Annotated in this window: 23 protein-coding genes; 12 read left to right on the plus strand and 11 right to left on the minus strand. The window is 72.3% G+C overall.

All coding sequences use genetic code 11. The annotated features are described in order from the left end of the window. Positions 1–2: 2 nt before the first annotated feature. A complete protein-coding gene (locus ACWCXH_RS13870; RefSeq protein ID WP_449801644.1) occupies positions 3–2,888 on the plus strand; it encodes a ricin-type beta-trefoil lectin domain protein in 2,886 nt (961 codons plus the stop codon). Between the two features lie 88 nt (positions 2,889–2,976). Here ACWCXH_RS13870 and glnII read toward each other — a convergent pair whose 3' ends face one another. The 4 genes from glnII to ACWCXH_RS13890 all read right to left on the minus strand — a co-directional run bounded on the left by glnII (position 2,977) and on the right by ACWCXH_RS13890 (position 7,136). After that, a complete protein-coding gene (gene glnII / locus ACWCXH_RS13875) occupies positions 2,977–3,999 on the minus strand; it encodes a glutamine synthetase GlnII (protein WP_449801645.1) in 1,023 nt (340 codons plus the stop codon). 169 nt (positions 4,000–4,168) lie between these two features. Then, entirely contained in the window at positions 4,169–5,197 is a 1,029-nt protein-coding gene (locus tag ACWCXH_RS13880) for an SCO1860 family LAETG-anchored protein (protein WP_449801646.1), read from the minus strand. Between the two features lie 123 nt (positions 5,198–5,320). Next, positions 5,321–5,998, minus strand: coding sequence for a uracil-DNA glycosylase (locus ACWCXH_RS13885; protein ID WP_449801647.1), 678 nt, complete (start codon positions 5,996–5,998; stop codon positions 5,321–5,323). 46 nt (positions 5,999–6,044) lie between these two features. Then, entirely contained in the window at positions 6,045–7,136 is a 1,092-nt protein-coding gene (locus ACWCXH_RS13890) for an amidohydrolase family protein (protein WP_449801648.1), read from the minus strand. A gap of 97 nt (positions 7,137–7,233) precedes the next feature. Here ACWCXH_RS13890 and ACWCXH_RS13895 point away from each other — a divergent pair, with 97 nt between their 5' ends. Beyond that, on the plus strand, positions 7,234–8,319 hold the full coding sequence (locus ACWCXH_RS13895; RefSeq protein WP_449801649.1) for a pyridoxal-phosphate-dependent aminotransferase family protein: 1,086 nt from the start codon (positions 7,234–7,236) through the stop codon (positions 8,317–8,319). A 54-nt stretch (positions 8,320–8,373) separates the two neighbouring features. Here the strand turns inward: ACWCXH_RS13895 and ACWCXH_RS13900 are convergent, their stop codons facing one another. Then, positions 8,374–10,014 (minus strand): APC family permease, encoded by a 1,641-nt coding sequence (locus ACWCXH_RS13900; RefSeq protein WP_449801650.1) that lies wholly within the window; start codon positions 10,012–10,014, stop codon positions 8,374–8,376. A 312-nt stretch (positions 10,015–10,326) separates the two neighbouring features. Here ACWCXH_RS13900 and ACWCXH_RS13905 point away from each other — a divergent pair, with 312 nt between their 5' ends. Continuing rightward, entirely contained in the window at positions 10,327–10,863 is a 537-nt protein-coding gene (locus ACWCXH_RS13905) for a GNAT family N-acetyltransferase (RefSeq protein WP_449801651.1), read from the plus strand. A gap of 10 nt (positions 10,864–10,873) precedes the next feature. On the opposite strand, the gene ACWCXH_RS13910 is transcribed toward ACWCXH_RS13905, so the two are convergent. After that, positions 10,874–11,056, minus strand: coding sequence for a hypothetical protein (locus ACWCXH_RS13910; RefSeq protein WP_449801652.1), 183 nt, complete (start codon positions 11,054–11,056; stop codon positions 10,874–10,876). A 175-nt stretch (positions 11,057–11,231) separates the two neighbouring features. On the opposite strand from ACWCXH_RS13910, the gene tmpA reads away from it, so the two are divergent. Continuing rightward, positions 11,232–12,827: a 2-trimethylaminoethylphosphonate dioxygenase gene (gene tmpA, locus ACWCXH_RS13915; protein ID WP_449801653.1), complete on the plus strand. Its 1,596-nt coding sequence runs from the start codon at positions 11,232–11,234 to the stop codon at positions 12,825–12,827. Positions 12,828–12,870: 43 nt separating this feature from the next. Here the strand turns inward: tmpA and ACWCXH_RS13920 are convergent, their stop codons facing one another. Further along, positions 12,871–13,659, minus strand: coding sequence for a GntR family transcriptional regulator (locus tag ACWCXH_RS13920; RefSeq protein WP_449801654.1), 789 nt, complete (start codon positions 13,657–13,659; stop codon positions 12,871–12,873). Positions 13,660–14,005: 346 nt separating this feature from the next. On the opposite strand from ACWCXH_RS13920, the gene ACWCXH_RS13925 reads away from it, so the two are divergent. The 6 genes from ACWCXH_RS13925 to ACWCXH_RS13950 are packed head-to-tail and all read left to right on the plus strand — an operon-like array spanning position 14,006 to position 19,134. Next, positions 14,006–15,172, plus strand: coding sequence for an ABC transporter substrate-binding protein (locus ACWCXH_RS13925; protein WP_449801655.1), 1,167 nt, complete (start codon positions 14,006–14,008; stop codon positions 15,170–15,172). 7 nt (positions 15,173–15,179) lie between these two features. Continuing rightward, on the plus strand, positions 15,180–16,154 hold the full coding sequence (locus ACWCXH_RS13930) for an ABC transporter permease (RefSeq protein ID WP_449801656.1): 975 nt from the start codon (positions 15,180–15,182) through the stop codon (positions 16,152–16,154). Beyond that, positions 16,154–16,963, plus strand: a complete 810-nt coding sequence (locus ACWCXH_RS13935) for an ABC transporter permease (RefSeq protein ID WP_449801762.1) — start codon at positions 16,154–16,156, stop codon at positions 16,961–16,963. The genes ACWCXH_RS13930 and ACWCXH_RS13935 overlap by 1 nt, the downstream gene beginning before the upstream one ends. A gap of 30 nt (positions 16,964–16,993) precedes the next feature. Further along, positions 16,994–18,082, plus strand: coding sequence for an ABC transporter ATP-binding protein (locus ACWCXH_RS13940; protein ID WP_449801657.1), 1,089 nt, complete (start codon positions 16,994–16,996; stop codon positions 18,080–18,082). A 49-nt stretch (positions 18,083–18,131) separates the two neighbouring features. After that, on the plus strand, positions 18,132–18,806 hold the full coding sequence (locus ACWCXH_RS13945; protein WP_449801658.1) for an HAD family hydrolase: 675 nt from the start codon (positions 18,132–18,134) through the stop codon (positions 18,804–18,806). Between the two features lie 7 nt (positions 18,807–18,813). Beyond that, entirely contained in the window at positions 18,814–19,134 is a 321-nt protein-coding gene (locus ACWCXH_RS13950) for a DMT family transporter (protein WP_449801659.1), read from the plus strand. A 107-nt stretch (positions 19,135–19,241) separates the two neighbouring features. Here the strand turns inward: ACWCXH_RS13950 and ACWCXH_RS13955 are convergent, their stop codons facing one another. Further along, positions 19,242–20,072 carry a serine/threonine-protein kinase gene (locus tag ACWCXH_RS13955; protein ID WP_449801660.1) on the minus strand — a complete coding sequence of 277 codons (831 nt, stop codon included), beginning with the start codon at positions 20,070–20,072 and terminating at the stop codon, positions 19,242–19,244. Positions 20,073–20,285: 213 nt separating this feature from the next. Here ACWCXH_RS13955 and ACWCXH_RS13960 point away from each other — a divergent pair, with 213 nt between their 5' ends. Both ACWCXH_RS13960 and ACWCXH_RS13965 read left to right on the plus strand, forming a co-directional pair. Then, positions 20,286–20,792: a SigE family RNA polymerase sigma factor gene (locus tag ACWCXH_RS13960; RefSeq protein WP_449801661.1), complete on the plus strand. Its 507-nt coding sequence runs from the start codon at positions 20,286–20,288 to the stop codon at positions 20,790–20,792. A 20-nt stretch (positions 20,793–20,812) separates the two neighbouring features. Then, positions 20,813–21,586, plus strand: a complete 774-nt coding sequence (locus ACWCXH_RS13965; RefSeq protein WP_449801662.1) for a hypothetical protein — start codon at positions 20,813–20,815, stop codon at positions 21,584–21,586. Between the two features lie 9 nt (positions 21,587–21,595). On the opposite strand, the gene ACWCXH_RS13970 is transcribed toward ACWCXH_RS13965, so the two are convergent. From ACWCXH_RS13970 to ACWCXH_RS13980, 3 genes are all read right to left on the minus strand, one after another. Then, entirely contained in the window at positions 21,596–22,108 is a 513-nt protein-coding gene (locus ACWCXH_RS13970) for a pyridoxamine 5'-phosphate oxidase family protein (protein ID WP_449801663.1), read from the minus strand. Between the two features lie 130 nt (positions 22,109–22,238). After that, a complete protein-coding gene (locus ACWCXH_RS13975) occupies positions 22,239–22,907 on the minus strand; it encodes a phosphatase PAP2 family protein (protein ID WP_449801664.1) in 669 nt (222 codons plus the stop codon). Continuing rightward, entirely contained in the window at positions 22,907–23,575 is a 669-nt protein-coding gene (locus ACWCXH_RS13980; protein ID WP_449801665.1) for a DedA family protein, read from the minus strand. Before ACWCXH_RS13980 ends, ACWCXH_RS13975 begins: the two co-directional genes overlap by 1 nt. Positions 23,576–23,612: the final 37 nt, after the last annotated feature.

The raw sequence follows: 23,612 nt of genomic DNA on the forward strand, positions 1-23,612 counted from the left end.
CGTTGATTGACATACCGAGAGCGGCACAGCGCCCGCTCGCCCCGCACGGCCGGCGGGCCCTCGGCGCGGCCGTGGCCACCGTGCTGGCCGGCACGGCCTTCGGGATCGTCCCGGCGGCGGCCACGCCCCCGTCGGGCTCGCTGCAGGACCAGTTCCGGGCGGCGGCGGCCGAGTTCCACGTGCCGGAGGGTGTGCTGCTCGCCCTCTCCTACCAGGAGACCCGCTGGGACTCCCACCGGGGCGCGCCGAGCACCACCGGCAACTACAACGTCATGGGCCTGACCCAGGTCGACGTCGCCGCGGTCGGCGCGGCGCTGGCCGCCGGGCCGGGGCCCGACACGGCCGACGGGCGCGGCGACGACGCCCCGCCGCGGCCGGTCCTCGGCACGCCCACCGCGCCCGCCGTCCAGGACGGCCCCGAGCTGCACACGCTCGACGCGGCGGCGGCGCTGATCCGCCGCCCGGCGGACGACCTCAAGCGGGACACCGCGCAGAGCGTCCGCGGCGGCGCGGCCCTGCTGGCCGAGTACCAGAAGGAGTCCCTGCAGCAGAGCGGGCGGGCCGCCTCCGCGGACCCGAGCGCCTGGTACCAGGCGGTGGCCCGGTTCAGCCGTGCCGGTGACGCGGGCGCGGCGAACCCCTTCGCCGACCGGGTCTTCGACACGCTGCGCAAGGGCGTCTCCCGGCAGACCGCCGAGGGCCAGACCGTCACCCTCGCGCCCGTCGCGGGTCTGAGCGTGCCGTCCACGGCGGCACGGTCCGCGGCGGCCCCGCGGACGGCGACCCGCGCCGCGTTCGTCACGACCGCCGCCGGCAGTGCGACCGACGGCGCGACCGGCACCACGGCGGCGACCGCGGCGGCGACGGTCGCCGACGGCACGGTCGAGTGCCCGGCCTCGCTCGGCTGCGACTTCCAGCCGGCCGCGTACGCGCTCACCAACCCGAGCGACCCGACGTCCTTCGGCAACTACGCCAAGGCCAACCGCCCGGACGACGGCGACCGGATCCAGTACATCGTCATCCACGACACCGAAGGCGGCTTCGCCGGCTCGATCTCGGCGTTCCAGAACCCGAGCAACCAGGCCAGCGCCCACTACATCGTGCGCTCCTCGGACGGCCACGTCACCCAGCTGGTCAACACCAACAACGTGGCCTGGCACGCCGGCAACAAGACCGTCAACATGCACAGCATCGGCGTCGAGCACGAGGGCTACGCGTTCCCGACCGACCGCCCCACCTGGTACTCGGAGCAGCTCTACCAGTCCTCGGCCGCACTGGTCGGCTACCTGGCGAACCGGTTCGGCATCCCGCTCGACCGCCAGCACATCATCGGCCACGACGACGTCCCCGGCCCGCTCCAGGCGAACGTCGCCGGCATGCACTGGGACCCGGGCACGTTCTGGGACTGGTCGCACTACATGGACCTGCTCGGCGCCCCGCTCAAGACCGGCATCGGCGGCCAGCTCGCGGTCGGCGGCAAGGTCACCGTCACCCCGGCCTTCGACACCACCAACCAGCCCCCGGTGAGCGGCACCGCCGACCGCCCGGAGAACTTCGTCTACCTGCGCACCGGCCCGGACCCGAGCGCCCCGCTGCTCAACAGCGGCTCCACCCAGGCCGCCGACTGGAGCGACAAGGCCGTCACCGGCGCCTCCTACGTCGTCGCCGACCTGAGCGGCGACTGGACGGCCATCTGGTACGACGGCCAGAAGGCCTGGTTCTACAACCCCGGCGGGCAGAGCGCGACCGCCGACAACCGGCCCGGCCAGACCCTGCTGACCCCGAAGCCCGGCGCCGCCTCCATCCCGGTGTACGGGCGCAGCTACCCCGAGGCGTCCGCCTACCTGCCGTACCCCGCGATCACCGCGCAGACCGTGGCCCCGCTGAACGCCACCGTCCCGGCCGGGCAGTCCTACGTCGCGGCGAGCGCGACCCCGGTGCAGTCCGACTTCTACTACGGGCAGAACATCGACGGCAGCGCACCCAACGACCGTACGCTGGTGGTCGGTTGTGACACCTACTACCCGATCCGCTACAACCACCGGCTGGCCTTCCTGAAGGCCTCCGACGTGGCGGGCGGCCAGGTCGCGGGGCCGTGCACCCAGCCGCCCACGCCGAGCGCGGGCGTGCTGCGCGGGGCGGGCTCCGGCCGCTGCCTGGACATGCCGTTCGCGAGCCAGACGAACGGCACCCGGCCGGACGTCTGGGACTGCAACGGCGGCGGCAACCAGCAGTGGACGTACACGCCCGGGGGCCAGCTGACCATCTACGGCGGCACCAAGTGCCTGGACGCCTACAACAACCAGACCGCTCCCGGCACGGCGATCGACATCTGGGACTGCAACGGCGGCGCCAACCAGCAGTGGCGGCTCAACGCCGACGGCACCGTCACCGGCCTCCAGTCCGGCCTGTGCATCGACGTCACGCAGGCCGCCACCGCCAACGGCTCCGGCACCGCCCTGTGGACCTGCTCCGGCGCCGCCAACCAGCAGTGGCCCCGCACCGGCGCACTGCGCGGGGTCGGCTCCGGCCGCTGCCTGGACCTCCCGTTCTCCAGCCAGGCCAACGGCACGCAGCCGGACATCTGGGACTGCAACGGCGGCGCGAACCAGCAGTGGACGTACACGCCCACCGGCCGGCTGACCATCTACGGCGGCACCAAGTGCCTGGACGCATACAACAACCAGACCGCTCCCGGCACCAAGGTCGACATCTACGACTGCAACGGCGGCGCGAACCAGCTGTGGCGGCTCAACGCCGACGGCACGGTCGTCGGTGTCCAGTCCGGCCTGTGCATCGACGTCACGCAGGCCGCCACCGCCAACGGCTCCGGGGTCTCGCTGTGGACCTGCTCCGGCGCCGCCAACCAGCGGTGGAACCTGATCTGACGCCCGACCGGCAGCAGCACGGAAACGGCAGCAGGCCCTTCCCCACCACGGGGAAGGGCCTGCTGCCGTACGCGCGCTGCCGGCCGGATCAGACCTGGCCGGCCTTCTCCAGGGCCTCGCAGCAGGTGTTGATCAGCAGGCGGGTGACGACGTAGGGGTCGACGTTCGCGTTCGGGCGGCGGTCCTCGATGTAGCCCTTCTGCTCCACCTCGACCTGCCACGGGATGCGCACGGAGGCACCGCGGTTGGAGACGCCGTAGCTGTAGACGTTCCACGGGGCGGTCTCGTGCTTGCCGGTCAGGCGGGACTGGATGTCGTCACCGTACTGGTTGACGTGCTCCAGCACCTTCTCCTGGGAGGCGCCGAGCGACTCGCAGGCGGTGATGATGGCGTCGTAGCCCTCACGCATCGCCTTGGTGGAGAAGTTGGTGTGCGCACCCGCGCCGTTCCAGTCGCCACGGGCCGGCTTGGCGTCCAGGGTGGCGTCGATGCCGAACTCCTCGGCGGTGCGGTACAGCAGGTAGCGGGCGATCCACAGGTCGTCGGAGACGGTCATGGCGTCGACCGGGCCGATCTGGAACTCCCACTGGCCGGGCATGACCTCGGCGTTGATGCCGCAGATGGCCAGGCCGGCGTCGATGCAGCGGTCCAGGTGCAGCTCGACGATCTCGCGGCCGAAGACCTCCTCGGCGCCGACGCCGCAGTAGTAGCCGCCCTGCGGGGCCGGGTAGCCGCCCTCCGGGAAGCCGAGCGGGCGGGAGCCCTTGAAGAAGGTGTACTCCTGCTCGATGCCGAAGATCGACTCCTGCGCGGCGTACTTCTCGGCGACCTCGCGCAGCAGGGCGCGGGTGTTGGACTCGTGCGGGGTGCCGTTCGTCTCCAGGACCTCGCACAGGACCAGGATGTTGTCGCCGCCGCGGATCGGGTCCTTGACGACCTTCACCGGCTCCAGCACGCGGTCCGACGCGTGGCCCTCGGCCTGGTTGGTGGAGGAGCCGTCGAAGCCCCAGGTCGGGATCTTGTCCGCGTTGGGCAGGACGCGAGTCTTGGAACGGAGCTTCGCGGTCGGCTTCGTGCCGTCGATCCAGATGTACTCGGCCTTGATTGCCACGGCGGTGTCCCTCGCATTGCTGGGTGGTGGGTGCCCGCGTAGCGTCGCAAGCCGCCGTTTCCCGGTTGTTCCTCTCATGTAACGCGCATGTGAACCAACCGTCCGCGCTGACACCGTCACGGTGCGGGAGTGCCGGGGATGGCACTCCCACTCCCTCCCGTGCCTCGGGTCAGTGGCGGCGGGCGGGCGCGGCCCGGCGGCGCCGGGTGGCCCACAGGGCGGCGGCCCCGCCCGTGACGAGGGCGGCGGCGCCGGCGGCGATCGGGCCGGTGGCGCTGCTGCCGCCGGTCTCGGCCAGGCCCCCGGCCGGCCGCGCGGCGGCGGCGTGCGCGGTGGCGGCGTGCGCGGTGGTGTCGGCCGCCGGCTGGACGGCAGGCCCGCTGGTGGGCGCGTCCGCGGTGGGCGCCGGGGTCGGCGTGGCCGTCGCCGGGCCGGTCGGCGCGGTCGGCTTCTCGCAGCTCACCGAGGCGACGGTGATCTTCCCGGTGACCTTGGCGACGTTCAGGTTCAGCGGGTTCACCTCGACCTGCACCTCCAGTGCCGAGGCGGCGGCCGTGGTCGAGGTCGTGGTGCGCTTGGAGAACTCCACCGAGACGCTGCCGACCATCGGCACGTCCACCTTGGTCGGCGCGTACAGGCCGACGGTGACCGGCTTGCCGAGGACGGTGAGCCTCGCGGGCGCGACGACGTTCGCGGTCGGCTGCCCGTCGACCGGGCACGTCGCCTCGGCGCTCATCGCCTCCAGACCGAGCAGCGCGGTGGCCGGCAGGCCCGGGGCGTGCACGTCGGCGTTGACCAGCTGGACGGAGGCGGCGGTGCCCTTGGCGTCGGAGCGCGTCACGGACTTGCCCACGTCGGCCTTGACGAGCGTGACCGGGCCCTGCTGGTCGACGCCGTCGACCTTGGCGGTGAGCACCGACCCTCCCCCAACCTCCGGCTGGGGGGACCCCCATCGCTGGGCGGGCGTCTCGACCTTGTTCAGCGCGATGTCCACGGGGACGTCCACCGCCTTGTTCAACAGGCTGACGTCCAGGGCGAGTTCGGCCGTGACGGCCCGCGCCTTGCCCGGGGAGCCGGGCGCCGGCGATGGCGTCGGCGTCGGCTCGGCAGCCTGGGCCGGCGGGACGGTGAGCAGCGTGCACACCGCCACCACGGCGGCTGCGGGAACGATTCGACTGACAGAAGAACGAGAAGACATGGCGGCACCCCACAGATGAAACGATGAGCCGCCAGTCTTCTCAAACAATCCGTCACATGCGCCACACGGAGCGTCATTTCACCCGTTGGAGTGAGTTTGGCGCCCCGCGGTATGACGCCTCTGCTACGGCAGCCGCCAGTCCACCGGCTGCGCCCCCTGCCGCACCAGCAGCTCGTTGGCCCGGCTGAACGGCCGCGAGCCGAAGAAGCCGCCGTTCGCCGAGTACGGGCTCGGGTGCGCCGACTCGATCGCCGGGACGTCCCCGAGCAGCGGCCGCAGGTTCCGGGCGTCCCGGCCCCACAGGATCGCCACCAGCGGGCCGCCGCGCGCCACCAGTGCCCGGATCGCCTGCTCGGTGACCTCCTCCCAGCCCTTGCCGCGGTGCGCGGCGGGCTTGCGCGGCGCGGTGGTCAGCGCGCGGTTGAGCAGCAGCACGCCCTGCTGCGTCCACGGGGTGAGGTCGCCGTTGGACGGCTGCGGGAGGCCGAGGTCCGTCCCGTACTCCTGGAAGATGTTGATCAGGCTGGCCGGGATCGGCCGCACCTCGGGCCCCACCGAGAAGCTCAGCCCGACGGCGTGCCCGGGGGTCGGGTACGGGTCCTGCCCGACGATCAGCACCCGCACGTCGGCGAAGGGCTGCTGGAAGGCGCGCAGCACGTTCGGCCCGGAGGGCAGGTAGGTGCGGCCTGCGGCCAGTTCGGCGCGCAGGAAGTCGCCCATGGCGGCGACCCGGTCGGCGACGGGTGCCAGGGCGGTCGCCCAGCCGGGCTCGACGATCTCGTGAAGTGGACGCGGTGCCATGGTCGCCACCCTATCGGCCTACACCGACAGCGCGTTCAGCGGATGATCAGCCGACGGGACGGCCGCGCAGCACCACCAGCTCGGGCGCGGCCAGCACCCGGACGTCCGCCCGCGGGTCCTCGTCGTACACCACGAGGTCCGCCGACGCGCCCTCCTCCAGCCCGGGGCGCCCGAGCCACTCGCGTGCGCCCCAACTCGCCGCCGACAGGGCCTCGTCGGGGCTCAGCCCGGCCTTGACGAGCTCGGCCACCTCGTCCGCGACCAGCCCGTGCGCGAGCGAGCCGCCCGCGTCCGTCCCGACGAAGATCGGGATCCCGGCGTCGTGCGCGGCGCCGACGGTGTCGTAGCGGCGCTCGTGCAGGCGGCGCATGTGCGCGGCCCAGGCCGGGAACCTGCCCTCGCCGCCCGCCGCCAGCCCCGGGAAGGTCGCGATGTTGACCAGCGTCGGGACGATCGCCACCCCGCGCTCGGCGAAGACCGGGATCAGCTCCTCGGTCAGCCCGGTGGCGTGCTCGACGCAGTCGATGCCGGCCGCGAGGAGGTCCGGGAGCGACTCGGCGGCGAAGCAGTGCGCCGTCACCCGCGCGCCCTCCTCGTGCGCCGCCGCGATCGCCTCGGCCAGCGCGTCGCCGGGCCAGCACGCGGCGAGGTCGCCGCGCTCGCGGTCGATCCAGTCGCCGACCAGCTTCACCCAGCCGTCCCCGCGCCGCGCCTCGGCCCGGACGTACGCGGCGAGGTCGCCCGGCTCGATCTCGTGCGCGTAGTTGCGGATGTAGCGACGGGTGCGGGCGATGTGCCGCCCGGCCCGGATGATCCGCGGCAGGTCCTCGCGCTCGTCGACCCAGCGGGTGTCGGCGGCCGAGCCAGCGTCCCGGATCAGCAGGGTGCCGGCGTCGCGGTCGGTGAGCGCCTGCTTCTCGCTGGTCTCGGCGTCCACGGCGCCGTGCGCGTCCAGGCCGACGTGGCAGTGCGCGTCCACCAGGCCGGGCAGCACCCAGCCGGTCACCGTCCGGACGTCCCCGGCGCCCGGCGGGCGGGTGAAGCTCACCCGGCCGTCCACCACCCAGAGTTCGTCCCGGACGTCCTCCGGACCGACCAGCACCCGACCCCGGACGTGCAGCACCGCGCCATCGCTCATGGCCCGCACTCTACCGACGGGCGGGTTCCGTGTAAGCAGCGAGAATGCGGCAGACTCGTTCCCGTCCCAACCACCCGTGCGCGAAAGGCCCCTAGACGTGAGCCCCTTCCTCGACCTCCCCCCGCTCAGCGCCGCCGAGTTCGCGGCGATCGAGGACCAGGTGGCCGCGCTGCTGCACACCTCCGCAGACGTGATCGTCACCCAGGGTGAGGCGCTGCTGCCCCTGGAGGCCGCGATCCGAGGCGCCGCGCACCCGGGCTCGACCGCGCTCAACATCGTCACCGGCCCGTACGGTCAGACCTTCGGCAACTGGCTGCGCTCGTGCGGCGCCGGGGTCGTCGACCTGGCCGTCCCCTTCCACAGCGCGGTGAGCGCGCGGCAGGTGGCCGACGCCCTGGCCGCGAACCCCGCGATCGACTTCGTCTCCCTCGTCCACGCCGAGGCCGCCACCGGCAACACCAACCCGGTCGCCGAGATCGCCGCCGTGGTCCGCGAGCACGGCGCCCTGCTCATGCTCGACGCGGTCGCGTCGGTGGCCGCCGAGCCGCTGCTCACCGACGAGTGGGGCGTCGACCTGTGCGTCATCGGCGGCCAGAAGGCGATGGGCGGCCCCGCCGGCGTCTCCGCCGTCTCGGTCTCCGAGCGCGCGTGGAAGCGCATCGCCGCCAACCCGGCCGCCCCGCGCCGCTCCTACCTGTCCCTGCTCGACTGGAAGGAGCGCTGGACGGACGCCGGGCGCACCGTACTGCCGCACGCCCCGGCCCAGTTGGAGATGCTCGCCCTCGGTGCGTGCCTCGACCGCATCACCGCCGACGGCCTGCCGGCGGTCATCGCCCGCCACCGCGCCGCCTCCGCCGCGACCCGGGCCGGCGTCCGCGCCCTCGGCACGCTCACCCCGTTCGTCACGGAGGACGCCCACGCCGCGCCCGTCGCGACCACCCTCCGCACGCTCGACGGCCTGAACGCCGCCGAACTGGCCGCCGTCCTCGACCCGGCCCTGCCCGTCCAGCCCGGCGCAGGCGCCCTGGCCGCGGAGATGCTCCGGGTCAACCACTACGGCCCGGCGGCTTCGCTCGACACGGTCCGGTCCTGCCTGACCGCGCTGGCCGCCGCGACCGGCGCCGGCGCCGAGCCGGCCCTGCTGGCCGCCGACGCCGCCTGGACCGCGACCGTCAAGGGCTGAACACGCAAAGCGGCCCCCGAGAAATCCTCGGGGGCCGCTCCATGACGTCACCGCTCAGTGCCCGCCCGCGTCCACCACCTCGACGCCCCGGATGTTCCGCTCGATCTCCTCCGCCGGCAGGGCGATCGCCAGGGCCCAGTAGTAGATCACCAGAGAGAACACCACCACGACGAGAATGTCCCACCAGAGCGGCAGGTTCCCCCGGGCGCCCTCGCCGAAGGTCCCCTGCCAGGAGATGATCCCCATCCCGACCAGGTAGACCGGCAGCCACTGCCCGGCCCTGAAGTCCATCCGGGGCGCGTTCGGCACCCCCTTCGACGCGGCGTACGCGGAGTAGGAGCCGAGCAGGACGTACCCGATGATGATCGCCATGCCCAGCCGCCACAGGGTGTCCCAGCCGGACCAGTAGATGATCAGGCTCGAGACCGCGAAGGCCAGTGGCGAGACGATCGTGCCGCCGGGCAGGTGGTACGGCCGCTCCAGCCCCGGCAGCCGCTTGCGCAGCACCCCGAAGGCCAGCGGCGCGCCCGCGTACATCAGCACGACCGCCGAGGTGATGAAGCCGACCAGCCGCTGCCAGCTCGGGAACGGCAGGAAGCAGAGCACCCCCGCGACCCACGCGATGACCAGGCCGAGCCACGGCACCGAGCGCCGGTCGGTGAGCTGCAGGGTCTGCGGCGCGTAGCCGTTGCGGCTCAGCCCGTAGGTGACCCGCGAGCTGGACGTGATGTAGACCAGTCCGGTGCCGGCGGGCGAGATCACCGCGTCGATGAACAGGACGGTGGCCAGCCAGCCGAGGCCGATCAGCGTCGCGAGCCCCGCGAACGGCCCGCTGATGCCCGGGTAGTCGAGCTTGCCCCAGCCCTCGGCGAAGGCCGACGGCGGCAGCGCCCCGATGAACACCACCTGGAGCATGACGTAGACGATCGTGCCGATCACGACCGACCCGAGGACGGCCCGGGGGATGTCCCGACGCGGGTTGCGGCTCTCGCCCGCCCACTGGATGGCCTGCTCGAAGCCGAGCAGCGCGAAGATCACCCCGCTGGTGCTGATCGCCGCGAGCACGCCCTTGGCCCCCTCCGGCGCGAAGCCGTGCACGGTGAAGTTGGAGCCGTGGAACTCGGTGATCGCGAGGGCGAAGATCGTCAGGACCGGAACGGCAACCTTCCACACGGTGGCCGCGCTGTTGGTGTGTGCGAGCAGCCGCACGCCGAGGAAGTTGATCGCGACGAACACGCCGAGCAGCACGGCGGCGACGACGAACCCGCTCCCGGACAGCGTCAGGTCGTTGTTCAACAGACCACGCGCCCATGACCAGTGCCGCGCGTAGTTGATCATCGCCTGCACCTCGATCGGCGCGATCGTCGCCGCCTGCAGCCAGGTGAACCAGCCGAACGACATCCCCGCGAACCCGCCGAAGGCGTAGTGCGGATACCGCGCCGTCCCACCCGCGACCGGGAACAGCCCACCCAGCTCGGCGTGCACCATCGCCAGCAGGATGATCGCGACCGCCCCGATCCCCCACGACAGCAGCGCCGCCGGCCCCGCCGCCACCGCCGCCTTCTGCGCCCCGAACAGCCAGCCGGACCCGATGATCGCCCCGACCGAGGCCCAGAGCAGCCCGATCACGCCGACTTCACGCTTGAGTCCGGTGTTCCCCGAACCTGCCGGAGCCTCAGTCGTGGGGTTAGCCATGGGCCGGTCGCCTCTCGCCGTCGGGGGAAGACCACCCCGACAGTGCCGCAGCCCCACCCCCTCCCCCGCGCCGAAACGCGCCGCGCCTGCCCCCCTCACCCAAACGGTCGGCCCGCACGTGATCCGGGTCGGCCCCGAGAGGCTTCTCGGGGCCGACGACCATCAGCCGTTCGGAGGAATGGGCCGACGATGCCGCCCGGCCCCCTTCCGCAGCAGCGCCACCGGCGTATCGTCCTGCGCTTCGACAGCGACACGGGATTTCGTAGAACGAATGCGGGAACTCGGAGTGACGGCGAAGAGAGGAAAGGCGGCGTGACGGTGGTGGTCAGGGTTCTGGACGGAGATCGAACGGCGCTCCTGGAAGAGCAGTTGAAGGCCGTGTTCGCCGAAGCCTTCGCGGAGTCACCGTACGGAGACGGCCCGCCCGACGTGGAACGGGCGTTCCGCCGGTTCCGGTCGCAGGTGCGACGGCGAGAGTTCCGTGCGGCGGTCGCGTTCGACGGCGAGACGGTGGTGGGGATGGCCTACGGCTACCCACTGTCCGCGAACACCGGCTGGTGGGACACACTCGTCGGAGCCGTACCCGAGGACCTGCGCCGCGAGGACGGGAAGCGGACATTCGGATTGTTCGAGCTCGCGGTACGCCCCGCCTGGCGCAGGCGGGGCGTCGCCACCGAGATGCATCGCGCCCTGGTGGGCGGGCTGGCCAACGAGCGCGTGATGCTGAACAGCCGGCCGGAGGCCATCGCAGCGCAGGCGGCGTACCGGGCATGGGGCTATCGACGGATCGGCACGGCGCTCCCGTGGGACGGCGCAGCGAAACACGACCCGTTGGTGCTGGAGCTGTGAGGAGCGCTGGTCAAGACGGGACTTCGGCGGTCCGGCGGAATTCGCGGGCATGGTCGGCCAAGGTGTCGGGGGAAAGGGCGATGCTGTGAATGTCCTCCAGGTAGACGCCCCACATGCTGCCGTCCACCCAGACGCAGACGCCGATCGGCTGCTGACCATCGGCGAGTAGGCGCCCGGCGTGACCGCACTTCATGACGCCGCCGTGGGCCCTGATTGCAACAGATTTCGGCCGGGATCTCCCGGGACAGTTCCCGGGACGTTCATCCGCAGGGCACCCGGAACTCATCGGGGAGCGGCAGGCTCCGGCGAACGGGGTGAAGTTGGCTATACAACTCCACCGAAATGCCGCCACAGAGGAGAACTTCGCCATGCCCGAGCTGCCGACGTACTGGCTGCGCGACAACTGCCCGTGTGCCGAGTGCCGCGATCCGCGCACCGGGCAGAAGTTGTTCCAGATCGCCGACCTGCCGGAAGACCTCGCGGTCGCGGCGCAGTGCGAGCTGGACGGGAACCTCGAATTGCTGTGGTCGGACGGGCACCGGTCGCGGTATCCGCTTGGCTGGCTGAGCGAGGAGGGCGATGGGGACGGGCGGACGGAGGACGACAAGCGGCTCTGGGTCGCCGCGGACTTCGCGCGCGGACTGCCGGAGGCCGAATGGGAGGCGTACCTGGCCGACCCCGCCGAGCAGGGGGCCGTCCTCGCAGCGGTACGGCGCAGCGGGTTCGCGGTGCTGCGCGGGGTGCCGGCCGTGGCGGGGCGGGTGCTCGACGTCGCCCGGAGCTTCGGGTACGTGCGCACCACCAACTACGGGGAGCTGTTCGACGTCCGCGTCGAGCCGGACCCGAACAACCTCGCGTTCACCAGCGCCGCCATCACGCCCCACACCGACAACCCGTACCGGGACCCGGTGCCGACCCTCCAGCTCCTGCACTGCCTGGAGAACTCCGCGACGGGCGGGGACTCCGGCCTCGTCGACGGCTTCAAGGCCGCCGCACTCCTCCGCGAGGAGGCTCCGGCGGACTTCGCCGTCCTCACCCGCACCCTCGTCCCGTTCGTCTTCCGCGACCGCCGCACCGAGCTGCGCGCCGACCGTCCACTGATCGACGTGGACGCCCTCGGCCGGATCCGCGAGGTCCGGTTCAACAACCGCTCGATCAGCACCCTGCGCGGCACCCCCGAGGAGCTCACCGCCTTCTACACCGCCTACCGCCGCTTCGCCGCGATCACCCTGCGCCCCGAGCTCCAGCTCACCTTCCGCCTGGCGCCCGGCGACTGCCTGGTCTTCGACAACACCCGCCTCCTGCACGCCCGGACGGCCTTCCAGCAGGACGGCCACCGCCACCTCCAGGGCTGCTACGCCGACCTCGACTCGCTCGCCTCGACCCTCGCCGTGCTGTACCGCCGCGCCGCCGCCCTGGACGCGATCGCCGAGCTGTTCGCGGGCGAGGGCGCCGGGGAGTACCTGGGCGAGGAGGTCACGATGGCCGAGCACATGCTCCAGGCCGCTGCGGCGGCCGAGGCGTCCGACGCCCCCGACCACCTCGTCGCCGCCGCACTGCTGCACGACATCGGACACTTCTTCGACGAGCACGGCCACAGCTCCCTGCACGGACGGGACCTGATGCAGGGCCAGGACACTCGCCACAGCGACACCGGCGCCGACTGGCTGGCGCAGTGGTTCGGCCCGGAGGTCACCGAGCCCGTCCGGCTGCACGTGGCCGCGAAGCGCTACCTGTGCGCGGTCGAGCCGGGCTACCGGGAGCGGCTGTCCGAGGCGTCCGAGTACACGCTCAAGGTCCAGGGCGGCCCGATGGACGACGCCCGGGCCGCCGCGTTCGCCGAACTCCCGGGCGCCGCCGACGCGGTGGCCGTCCGCCGCTGGGACGAGCGGGCGAAGGTGGCCGACGCCCCGACACCGGACTTCGAGCACTACCGCCCGCTGCTCGCCTCGCTGATGAAGTAGGGACGACACGAGGGGAGGCCCAAGCCCGTGGGCCTCCCCGCACTCAGTCCATCTCCCGCGCGTGCCGCGAAAGCGCCGACGTCGCGAGGGAGTTGTGCACGCTGAACGCCACCGTCCCCGGCAGGTAGCGGTCCTGGGACCACTCCACCGGCGTGCCGGTCGGGTCGGTCGTGCGCCGCCGCTCGCGCAGCAGCGGGCCGCCGCGGCGGCAGCCGAGCAGGCGGGCGTCCTCCGCGTTGGCCGCGACGATGTCGATGGTGTGGTCGGCGTCGCAGAAGAGGATGCCGTGCTCGCGCAGCACCTCGGTGTGCGAGACGACGTCCGGCGGCAGCTCGGCGACGATCTCGCCGACCCGCGGCGGGTAGATGGTGCGCTCCACCATCACCGGCGTGCCGGACAGCGTCCGCAGGCGGACCGTCACGTACACCTCGGCGCCCGGCTCCAGCCGCAGCTGCTCGCGCTCGGCGGCGTCGGCCGGGCGGCGCACCAGGGAGTCGAGGATGCCGCCGGGCTCCTCGCCCATCGAGTACGCCCAGTGCGTGAAGCTGAGGAGCTCGGAGAAGCTCTGCACCCGCGCGCCCCCGAGCACCACGCGCCGGGTGCCGCGCCGGGAGGTGACCAGCCCGTCCGAGCGGAGCACGGCCAGCGCCTGCCGGACGGTCCCGCGGGAGACCCCGTACTGCTCGGCCAGCGCGCCCTCTGCGGGCAACCGGCCCGCCTCGCCGTAGGCACCCGTGGTGATCGCCTCGCGCAGGTCGGCGGCCACCTTGCGGTAGAGGGCACCGGCGCGCTCGGCGGGGCGCCCCGACTCAAGCCCGGGCTCTGTTGCCACGTCAGTCAATGTCCCTCCTGGGGCGGTGTCCTGCGCAGCCGTACCGGCGCGGACAGCCCGACCTTATCCCGCTGCGCCTTCGAAGCATCGCACCGAACGGATCACGCACCGGTGGCCGGATTCCACCGTTCCCACAGCCGACCCCGGTTCTGGGCCGTCCGTTCACCTTCCCGTCACCGGACTCCGGGTTACTTACCCCCGTCAGCGAAGTTGGCTAGTCAACTCGGACGGTCTCGCCCGGCTATCGGACAGACCCGCGCAGCGGCCGCCACTCGCACGATCCCCCGATCAGACACCCTGCTCCGCACTCACCTTCGCAGTACACCCCCGATCAGGAGACTGACCAGTGTCCGTGCACCGCGCCCGCTCCGCCGCCTTCGCGGCCGTCCTGACCGCCGCCGCACTCTCCCTCACCGCCTGCGGCTCCGCCGGCTCGTCCGCCGCGAAGTCCAACAGCGCCGCGGGCGGCAAGGACGCGAAGACCGCCGCCTCCCTCGCCGACTTCGGCGGCATGGACGGCCTGGTCGCCGCCGCCAAGAAGGAGGGCAAGCTGCACGTCATCACGCTGCCCCGGGACTGGGCGAACTACGGCAAGCTGATGGACGACTTCAAGGCCAAGTACGGCATCGAGATCGAGGACGAGAACCCGGACGGCTCCAGCCAGGACGAGATCAACGCGATCACCTCCCGCAAGGGCCAGGACCGCGCCCCCGACGTCGTCGACCTCGGCTCCGCCTTCGCGATCAGCGCCGGCAAGCAGGGCCTGCTGGCCCCCTACAAGGTCACCGACTTCGACAAGATCCCGGCCACCATGAAGGACGCGGGCGGCCTGAGCTACAACGACTACGGCGGCTACATGTCGATCGGCTGCGACGCCAAGAAGGTGTCCGTCTGCCCGAAGACCTTCGCCGACCTGCTCAAGCCCGACTACAAGGGCATGGTCGCCCTGAACGGCAACCCGACCAAGGCCGGTGCCGCCTTCGGCGCCGTCTACGCCGCGGCCCTCGCCAACGGCGGCTCGCTGGACAACATCCAGCCCGGCATCGACTTCTTCGGCAAGGTCAAGCAGGCCGGCAACTTCAACCCGGTCGAGGTCACCCCGGCGACCATCGAGAAGGGCGAGACCCCGATCAGCATCGACTGGTCGTACCTGAACGCCGGCTACTCGGTGAAGTTCAAGGACAAGGGCATCGACTGGCAGGTCGCCATCCCGTCGGACGGCTCCTACGCGCAGTACTACAACCAGGCCGTCAACAAGGACGCGCCGCACCCGGCCGCCGCCCGCCTGTGGGAGGAGTACCTCTACAGCGCCGCCGGCCAGAACGGCTTCATGGGCGGCTTCGCCACCCCGGCCCTGTTCGACGCCATGAAGGCCGCCGGCACCCTGGACGCCGACGCCGCCTCGAAGCTGCCGCCGGTCGAGAAGCCGTTCACCACCTTCCCGACCCCGGACCAGACGGACGCGGCCAAGAAGGTCGTGACCGAGAACTGGGCCAAGGCGATCGCGGGCTGACCTGACGATGACCACGGCTCCCACCCCGGTGCCGGCCTCCGCCTCCGCCGCCCAGCGCGGCGGGGGCGCCCCCGGCTCCGTCTCCCCCGACACCACCGCCACGACCGCCAAGGCCCCCCGCCCCGGCAGGCGCGGCGGCCCCCGCGGCCGGGCCTGGCTGGCCGCCCTCCCCCTGCTGCTGTTCTTCGTGATCGGCTTCGGGCTGCCCGCCGTCGCGATCGCCGTCGGCGCGTTCACGACCTCCTCCGACGCCCCCGACGGCGGCGGCACCTTCACCACCGACAACCTCACGAGCTCGCTCCAGGGCGCCTACTTCACCGCCCTGTGGGGCAGCGTGAAGCTCTCCCTGCTGACCGCGCTGATCGCCACCGTCGTCGGCCTGCCGCTGGCGCAGGCGGTGGCCACCTCCCGGCTGCGGATGTTCCGCGAGGCCGTGATGTCCGCCTCCGGCGTGCTCGCCAACTTCGGCGGCGTGCCGCTCGCGTTCATGTTCGTCGCCACCCTCGGCAACTCCGGCGAGGTCACCAAGCAGTTCGGCCTCACCAAGCACGGCTGGAACCTCTACACCTTCTCCGGCCTCTCCGTCGTCTACCTGTACTTCCTGGTGCCGCTGATGGTCATCACCATCACCCCGGCCCTGGAGGGCCTGCGCAAACAGTGGCGCGAGGCCGCGGCCAACAACGGCGCCACCAGCGTGCAGTACTGGCGCCACGTGGCCCTGCCCGTGCTCGCGCCCTCGCTGCTCGGCGGTTTCGTGCTGCTCTTCGGCGCCTCCTTCGCCGCGTACGCCACCGCCGAGGCCATGGTGGGCAGTTCGGTGCCGCTGATCTCGATGCAGATCGGCGACGCGCTGTCCGGCAACGTCCTGGTCGGCCAGGGCAACCTCGCCCTCGCCCTCGGCCTCGACATGATCGTGGTCGCCTGCCTGGTGATGGCCGTGTACCTGCCCCTTCAGCGCCGGAGTGCCAAGTGGCTCGCCTGATCAACCGCATCCGTTTCGGCCGCGGCCTCGTCCTGCTGATCTGCGGGATCTACTTCGCCGTCCCGATGGCCGCGTCGCTGTGGTTCAGCATCGACGACAACAAGGGCGGCACCACCTTCCGCGCCTACACCGAGCTGCTGAACGCACCCGGCTTCACCGACAGCCTCGTGCTGAGCCTCGAACTCGCCGGCGTCACCGTGGCGGCGCTGCTGCTCCTGCTGGTGCCCGCGATGCTCGCCGCCCGGCTCGGCGCGCCGAAGCTGCGCCCGGTGATCGAGATCATCTGCTCGATGCCGCTGGTCGTCCCCGTGGTCGCGCTGACCACCGGCATCATCGGCGTGTTGCGCTGGGGCCCGGACTACCTGCAGGACACGCCGTTCTTCCAGACCATCGTGGCCATCCAGGACCCGAACTTCCCGATCGTCCTGGTCATCGCGTACGTGCTGATGGCGCTCCCGTTCGCCTACCGGGCGCTGGACGCGGGGCTGCGCGGCGTCGACGTCGTCACCCTCGTCGAGGCCGCCCGCAACTGCGGCGCCGGCTGGCTGCGCGCGGTGTTCACCGTCGTCCTGCCGAACCTGCGCAGCGGGCTGCTGAACGCGGCCGTGCTCACCGTCGCCCTGGTGCTCGGCGAGTTCACCACCGCCTCGATCCTCGGCTTCACCCCCTTCTCGGTGTGGATCAACTCCAACGGCAAGAGCGACGGCCAGATGTCCGTCGCCGTGTCGATGCTCAGCCTGCTGATCGTCTGGCTCGTGCTGCTGCTGATGTCCGCCGTCGGCCGCGGCCGCAAGACCGCGCGGTCCTGAACCACCCTTCCGCTTCCAGGAGTTACCCCCATGACCACCGCCACCGCCTCCGCGACCGGCAAGTCCGCGGCCACCGGCGGCGCGACCGTCGAGTTCCGCTCCCTGCGGCGCTCGTTCGGCGCCACCACCGCCCTCGACGGCCTGGACCTGACCGTCCAGCCCGGCGAACTGCTCGCCCTGCTCGGCCCGTCCGGCTGCGGCAAGACCACCGCGCTGCGCATCCTGGCCGGCTTCGAGCAGCACGACTCCGGCGAGGTCCTCGTCGACGGCCGGGACATCACGGCGATCCCCGCGCACAAGCGCGACGCTGGCATGGTGTTCCAGTCCTACAGCCTCTTCCCGCACCTGACCGCGCTCGACAACGTCGCCTTCGGGCTGCGGATGCGCGGCGCAGGCAAGGCCGAGCGCCGGGGGCGGGCCCAGGAGCTGCTGGAGCTGGTCGGCCTGCCGCACCGCGCCGGGCACTACCCGCACCAGATGTCCGGCGGCCAGCAGCAGCGCATCGCGCTCGCCCGTGCGCTCGCCCTGCAGCCGCGCGTCCTGCTGCTCGACGAGCCGCTGTCCGCGCTGGACGCCAAGGTCCGCCTCCAGCTGCGCGAGGAGATCCGCCGGCTCCAGCAGGAGCTCGGGATCACCACCCTGTTCGTCACCCACGACCAGGAGGAGGCGCTGTCGATGGCCGACCGCGTCGCCGTCCTGCGCGCGGGCCGGCTGGAGCAGTGCGCCACCCCGAACGAGCTGTACTCGCGCCCGGCCACCGCGTTCGTCGCCGAGTTCGTCGGCACCATGAGCCGGATCCCGTGCACCCGCACCGCCGAGGGCGTCGAGGTGCTCGGCCGCCGGCACGCCGTGGACGGCACCGTGCCGGCCGACGGCGAGCTCCAGGTGCTGGTCCGCCCGGAGAACGTCACGCTGACGCCGTCCGCGAACGGCCCGGCCCTCGTCGTCACCGCGTCCTTCCTGGGCGCCGTCACCCGGCTGACCGTCCGCCTCCAGGACGGCACCGAGGTCAAGGCCGACCTGCCGACCGAGGCCGCCGCCGCCCTGCCCGCCGGTTCGCGCGCCGAGCTCACCCTGCCCGAGCGCCCGGTCCTGGTGGACCGCCGCGCGGCGGCCTGAGAGTCTGTCCTGTCTTTCAGCATCTGAATGATCCACCGAAGGTACCGCCATGCCTGAGTCCGCACTGCCCGCCGCCGTCCTCTTCGACATGGACGGCACCCTGGTCGACACCGAGCACCTCTGGTGGGAGGCCGCCGCCGAGCTCGCCGACGAGCTGCACCACTCGCTCACCGACCAGGACGCCCCCGAGGTGCTCGGCCGCGCCGTCGAGCACACCGCCGCCCACCTGCACCGGGTCACCGGCACCGACCGCACCGAAGCCGAACTCGCCGAGCGGCTCGGCGAGTCCTTCGCCGGCAAGGTCGCCGCCGAGACCGTGCCCCGCCCCGGCGCACTCGCGCTGCTCGCCTCGCTGCGGGACGCGCAGGTGCCCACCGCGCTGGTCTCCGCCTCCCCGCGCCGGGTCGTCGACCTCGTCCTCGGCACCATCGGCCGGCACTGGTTCACCGTGACCCTCGCCGCCGAGGACACCGAGCGCACCAAGCCCGCACCCGACCCGTACCTGGCCGCCGCCGAGCGGCTCGGCCTGGACCCGGCCGCCTGCGTCGCCGTCGAGGACACCCCGACCGGCGTCGCCTCCGCCAGCGCGGCCGGCTGCGCGGTCCTCGCCGTCCCCTCCACGGCGACGCCGATGCCCGACGGCTCCCGGATCACCCTGCTCGACAGCCTGGAGAACGCGGATCTAGCCCTGCTCGGGAAGCTGGGCGCGCACCGGGCTGTTTGAGACCGGCATGCCCTACCTCCTCCTCACCTTCGCGATCCTCAGCGAGGTCTGCGCCACCAGCTGCCTCAAGCTCACCGAGGGCTTCTCCAAGTTCTGGCCCAGCGCCGGCGTCGCCGTCGGCTACGTGCTCTCCTTCTGGCTGCTCGGCCGCGCGCTCAAGCACATCCCGGTCTCGGTCGCGTACGCCGTCTGGTCGGGCGCCGGCACGGCGGCGGTCGCCGGGATCGGCGTGGTCGCCTTCGGCGAGTCGCTGGGGAAGCTGCAGCTGCTGGGCATCGCGCTGATCATCGTCGGGGTCGTCGTGCTCAACCTCAAGGGCGGTCACTGAGGTTCACCGCCGGCGCGGAAGGTCGACGGGCCCGGCTTTCCGCGCCGACTTCGCCGACAGCCCCTTCAAGGTCCGACCAGGCGATGACGATGCACGGCCCCTGACGCTCAGCCCGTGTGGGTGCGCGCGATCTCACCCAGCCAGCGCCGGACGTCGGAAGCGCTCGCGGGGCGGTCCCGCGGATCCTTCGCCAGGAGGGCGGCGACCAGGCGGTCCAGCTCTCGGGGAACGCCCGGTCGCCGGCTACCGGGAAGCGGGCCGGGCCTGGTGAGGTGCTGGTGCATGACGGCCACGGTGTCGCCGGGGAACGGGGGTTCACCGGTGCAGAGCTCGTACAGCACGCAACCCAGCGAGTAGAGGTCCGTCCTGGCGTCGGCGAACTCACCGCGCCAACGCTCGGGTGCCATGGTGTACGGCGTGCCGATGACCGCCCCGGTGGCGGTGAGCCCGGGCTGGCCGGTCAGTTGCGAGATGCCGAAGTCGAGCAGTTTCACCTGGCCGGTCGAGGTGATCATGATGTTGCCAGTGGTCACGTCCCGGTGCACGATCCCGGCGCCGTGCGCGACGTGGAGGGCCACACACACGTACTGGGCCCATACCAGAACGTACCCCAGCTCCGGCAGCTGCTCGGCGACGATCTGCTTCAGCGAACGCCCCGACAGCAGCTCCATGACCAGGTAACTGAACGTCCCGGCCGGATGCTCGACCTCGCCGAGGTCGTGGATCACGACGATGTTCGGGTGCATGAACGCCCCCGTGGCCCCCGCCTCCCGCAGGAACCGCCGGACGCCGTCCTGGTTGCCGCGATGCGCAACCGTCTTGACCGCCACCGGCCGTCCGACCCTGGAGTCGTACGCCTCCCACACCACGCCGAACCCGCCGCGCCCGAGTTCCCGCAGGAGCCGATAGCGCCCGTCGAGCACGTCCCCCACCTGCATCCGCACACCCTCGCCGCTCGCCCGCCCCTGGTTCCCCACAGGATAGGGACCGGGCCTGGCCTCACGGTGACGGCCGGCCCGAACGTCGCCATGATGGCCACTGTCGGCTACCTCGGCCGCCGACAGCGCATGTGATCACGACAACATCCCGTAACGCGCCGCCGCCCCCACCGCGTGCCTGGGACGACATAGGTTCGAGAAAGGACCCGCCCTGTGGGGGACGCACCCGCGGACTTCCTGGAGTTCGCCCATGCCCGCAGCGACCAGCTCTACCGCACGGCCTGCCTGCTCACGGGCGACCGCCACCTCGCCGAGGACCTCGTGCAGGAGACGCTGGCGAAGATGTTCCGCTCCTGGCGCCGGATCGACCGCGCCGAGGCCCCGGTCGCGTACGCGCACACCGTGCTGGTCCGCACGTTCACGTCGTACCGCCGCCGGCGCAGCGCGCAGGAGCGCCCGGTGGACCGCGTCCCGGACGGCCCGCCGGCCGCACCCGGCGATCCCGAGCTGCGGCTGACGCTGCTGGACGGGCTGGCCCAACTGCCGCCCAGGGACCGGGCGGTGCTGGTCCTGCGGTACTGGGAGGACCGCCCGGTCGAGGAGACCGCACGGATGCTGAAGCTCTCTCCGGGGGCCGTCCGTACCCGCAGCCTGCGGGCCCTGCAGAAGCTGCGCCTCGTCCTCGGCGACGAGCTGCTCGCCGACCTCGTCCAGGCCTGACCACCGAACGGAGCGCACTCATGAACCCCGATCAGCGTCTGCACGATGCCCTTCACCGGACGTCCCAGCAGTTCGGCCCGCACCGCGGCGACCTCGTCGCCCGTGCCGCCGCCCGAGGCCACCGGCTGCGCCTGATCCGCCGGGCCCAGATCGGCACGGCGGCCGTCCTCACGGCCGGCGCCTGCGTCGCGGGCACGGTCGCCTTCGGCGACCACCCGTCCTCCGCGCCCCCCGCCCCGGCGGCGCCCCCGGCGGTGACGGCCACGCCCGCACCGGCCCCCACACGCACCCCGTCGGCGAGCCCGCCCGCAGGCGGTCCGCGGAACGGTCCGATCTCCGGCCAGCTGGCCGCCTTCCTGCCGCCCGGCAGGATCACCCGGACGAACAGCAACGGCGGTTTCGTCGACGGCCGCATCCTCAGGGAGAGGCCCGAGGGCAACCCCAGCTCCGGCGGCGGCTTCACGTACGACGACGGAAAGGGCACGTCCGTGATCGAGGTGGATCTCTCGGACGATCCGAAGAGCTGGGACTGCCACCCGTCCTCGCCCGAGGACTGCCCCGAGACGCTTCCGGACGGCACGAAGGTGCTGGTCAGGCCGGGCAGGATCGTCGGCGGCGGGATTCGGTTGACGGTGGACACGCAGCGGCCCGACGGCCGCAGGGTCGAGGTGGTGGAGTACAACATCGACCACATCGACCCGGCGGAGAAGAGCCCCACCCCCACCCGCCCCGATCTCCCCCTGACGGTCGACCAGCTCCGCGGCATCGCCCTCAGCCCCCACTGGAACCGCTGAGCGCAGGAATCAGCGCACCACCCGCGCCCGCAGATAGTTGCGCCGCCCGAAGTTCGGCTCGTCCACCGCCGTCAGCTCGTCCACCTCGAAGCGGTACAGCGCCGCCGCCCCGCCCCCGGTGAGGTACTGCCGCCGGACGTCCCCGTCCTGCGCGAAGGACGGGTAGCGCCCCTGGTACGCGGCCAGCGCCGCCTGCGCCTGCCGGCCCCACGCCTCGCCGGCGCTGCCCGTCAGCTGGAGACCGCGCAGCTGCTCGCCGAAGACCGGGGGCGGGAGGAAGACGGTGGCGGCGGCACGGGCCTCCTCGGCGAGGTGGTGGCTGTGCCGGGTGGAACGCTCGCTGACGAAATACAGCACGAGGTCGTCGTCGTACGCGAAGAACGCCAGGTTGGCGTGCGGTCCGTGCTCGTGCCCCGCCGTCGCGAGGGTGAGCACCATGGACTCGGCGAGCAGGCCCTCGACGCCCTTGTGCAGGAGGTCGCCGGGCCAGTCGCCCTGGGTGATGTCGAGTCGGTACGGCATGGGCGTTCCCTCCGCTGGCACGACAGAACCGGGCGGGTTCCCCCTCACAGAGGGGGCTCCACGCCCGGCTCACATGCTCTACCCGCCACCCCGCCCGAACAAGGCGGGCAACGGAATCAGTACCGCGGGATCAGTACCGCGGCGCCCCGTGCCGCGCCTGCCCGCGGGTCACGACCGGCAGCGAGCCCGGTCCGAGCAGCGGGCGCAGCGCCCCCGCCCGCATCCGGTCGACCAGCGGACCGCAGCGCCCGGCGAGGGGGGCCAGCAGCACCCCGGCGGCGATGCCGACCAGCGCGCCGACCGCCACGTCGTGCGGGTAGTGCACGCCGACCCAGACCCGGGAGGCGGCCATCAGGACGGCGAAGATCCCGGCGACCGCACCAAGTCGACGGTTGACGAAGAAGAGCGCCGCAGCAGCAGCGAAGGCGATCGTGGAGTGGTTGCTCGGGAAGGACCAGTCACCCGGACCCGGGCACGTCTCCAGCGAAACGCTCCCCTTGATCTGCGCGCACGGTCGGAGCTCCTCCACCATGTTCTTGAACACGGAGTTCACCCCGTACGCGACGACCACGATCACCGGCGCCGCCAGCACCCGCGCCATCACGGCGGACTCGGCGCCGCGCGCCCGCCACCAGGCGTGGAGCATGAAGACCGCGAACAGGCCGAGGCCGAGCGCCGACCAGACCTTGATCACGTCGTCCAGCCACACCGGCGCCGCCTTGGCCCACCCGTTGACCTGGGTGTAGAGGCTGCCATCGATACCGCTGCCGTCGTACACGGCGAGAGCCCGGGAGGACATCACACGTCACCTCCGTGACGGCGCGCCTTACGGGCGCGGAACACTTCGAGAACAATGGGGAGCACGGAGACAACTACTACCAGACCGATGATCGGTAGCAGATATCGGTCGATGCTGGGGATCGACGACCCGAGCCCGTACCCCGCGAGCACGACACCGACCGTCCACAGAGCACCGCCCGCCACCTGCCAGACGGCGAACGACCGGGCGGGCACTTCGAGCACGCCGCACAGCGGATTCAGGACCGTTCGGACCACCGGGATGAACCGCGCCAGCACGATCGCCTTGCCGTGGCCGTACTTGGCCAGCAGTTCCTCGGCCCGCTCGACGCCCTCCAGCAGGCTCTTGCGCCTGGTACGGCGCAGCAGCGCCCGCCCACCGCGCCGGCCGATGACGTAGCCGACCTGGGCGCCGGCGAGCGCCCCCACGAGAGCGGCCGGCAGCACCTGCCACAGCTCCAGCTGCGGGCCCTTGGTGGCGCCGGGCACGCACAGCAGCCCCGCGGTGAACAGCAGCGAGTCGCCGGGCAGGAAGAATCCCACCAGCAGGCCGGTCTCGGCGAAGAGCACCACGGCGATGCCGAGCGCGCCGAAGGCGGCGAGCAGCGAGGAGGCGTCCAGCGGGTTCACCGCGAGGTGGACGGCCGGATCGGCGAGGAACTGGAGCAAGGCTGGCGGACCTCCCGTACGTTGGGGGGCGGCGAAA

It is taken from the genome of Kitasatospora sp. NPDC001660 (genome assembly GCF_053596725.1).

Coding starts and splice junctions, on each gene's coding strand:
- ACWCXH_RS13975 (WP_449801664.1), bottom strand. CDS start 22,907: ATGTCCTCCCGGGCTCTCGCCGTGTACGACGGCAGCGGTATCGATGGC.
- ACWCXH_RS13945 (WP_449801658.1), top strand. CDS start 18,132: ATGCCTGAGTCCGCACTGCCCGCCGCCGTCCTCTTCGACATGGACGGC.
- ACWCXH_RS13885 (WP_449801647.1), bottom strand. CDS start 5,998: ATGGCACCGCGTCCACTTCACGAGATCGTCGAGCCCGGCTGGGCGACC.
- ACWCXH_RS13930 (WP_449801656.1), top strand. CDS start 15,180: ATGACCACGGCTCCCACCCCGGTGCCGGCCTCCGCCTCCGCCGCCCAG.
- tmpA (WP_449801653.1), top strand. CDS start 11,232: ATGCCCGAGCTGCCGACGTACTGGCTGCGCGACAACTGCCCGTGTGCC.
- ACWCXH_RS13965 (WP_449801662.1), top strand. CDS start 20,813: ATGAACCCCGATCAGCGTCTGCACGATGCCCTTCACCGGACGTCCCAG.
- ACWCXH_RS13910 (WP_449801652.1), bottom strand. CDS start 11,056: ATGAAGTGCGGTCACGCCGGGCGCCTACTCGCCGATGGTCAGCAGCCG.
- ACWCXH_RS13880 (WP_449801646.1), bottom strand. CDS start 5,197: ATGTCTTCTCGTTCTTCTGTCAGTCGAATCGTTCCCGCAGCCGCCGTG.
- ACWCXH_RS13900 (WP_449801650.1), bottom strand. CDS start 10,014: ATGGCTAACCCCACGACTGAGGCTCCGGCAGGTTCGGGGAACACCGGA.
- ACWCXH_RS13950 (WP_449801659.1), top strand. CDS start 18,814: ATGCCCTACCTCCTCCTCACCTTCGCGATCCTCAGCGAGGTCTGCGCC.
- ACWCXH_RS13940 (WP_449801657.1), top strand. CDS start 16,994: ATGACCACCGCCACCGCCTCCGCGACCGGCAAGTCCGCGGCCACCGGC.
- ACWCXH_RS13955 (WP_449801660.1), bottom strand. CDS start 20,072: ATGCAGGTGGGGGACGTGCTCGACGGGCGCTATCGGCTCCTGCGGGAA.
- ACWCXH_RS13970 (WP_449801663.1), bottom strand. CDS start 22,108: ATGCCGTACCGACTCGACATCACCCAGGGCGACTGGCCCGGCGACCTC.
- ACWCXH_RS13890 (WP_449801648.1), bottom strand. CDS start 7,136: ATGAGCGATGGCGCGGTGCTGCACGTCCGGGGTCGGGTGCTGGTCGGT.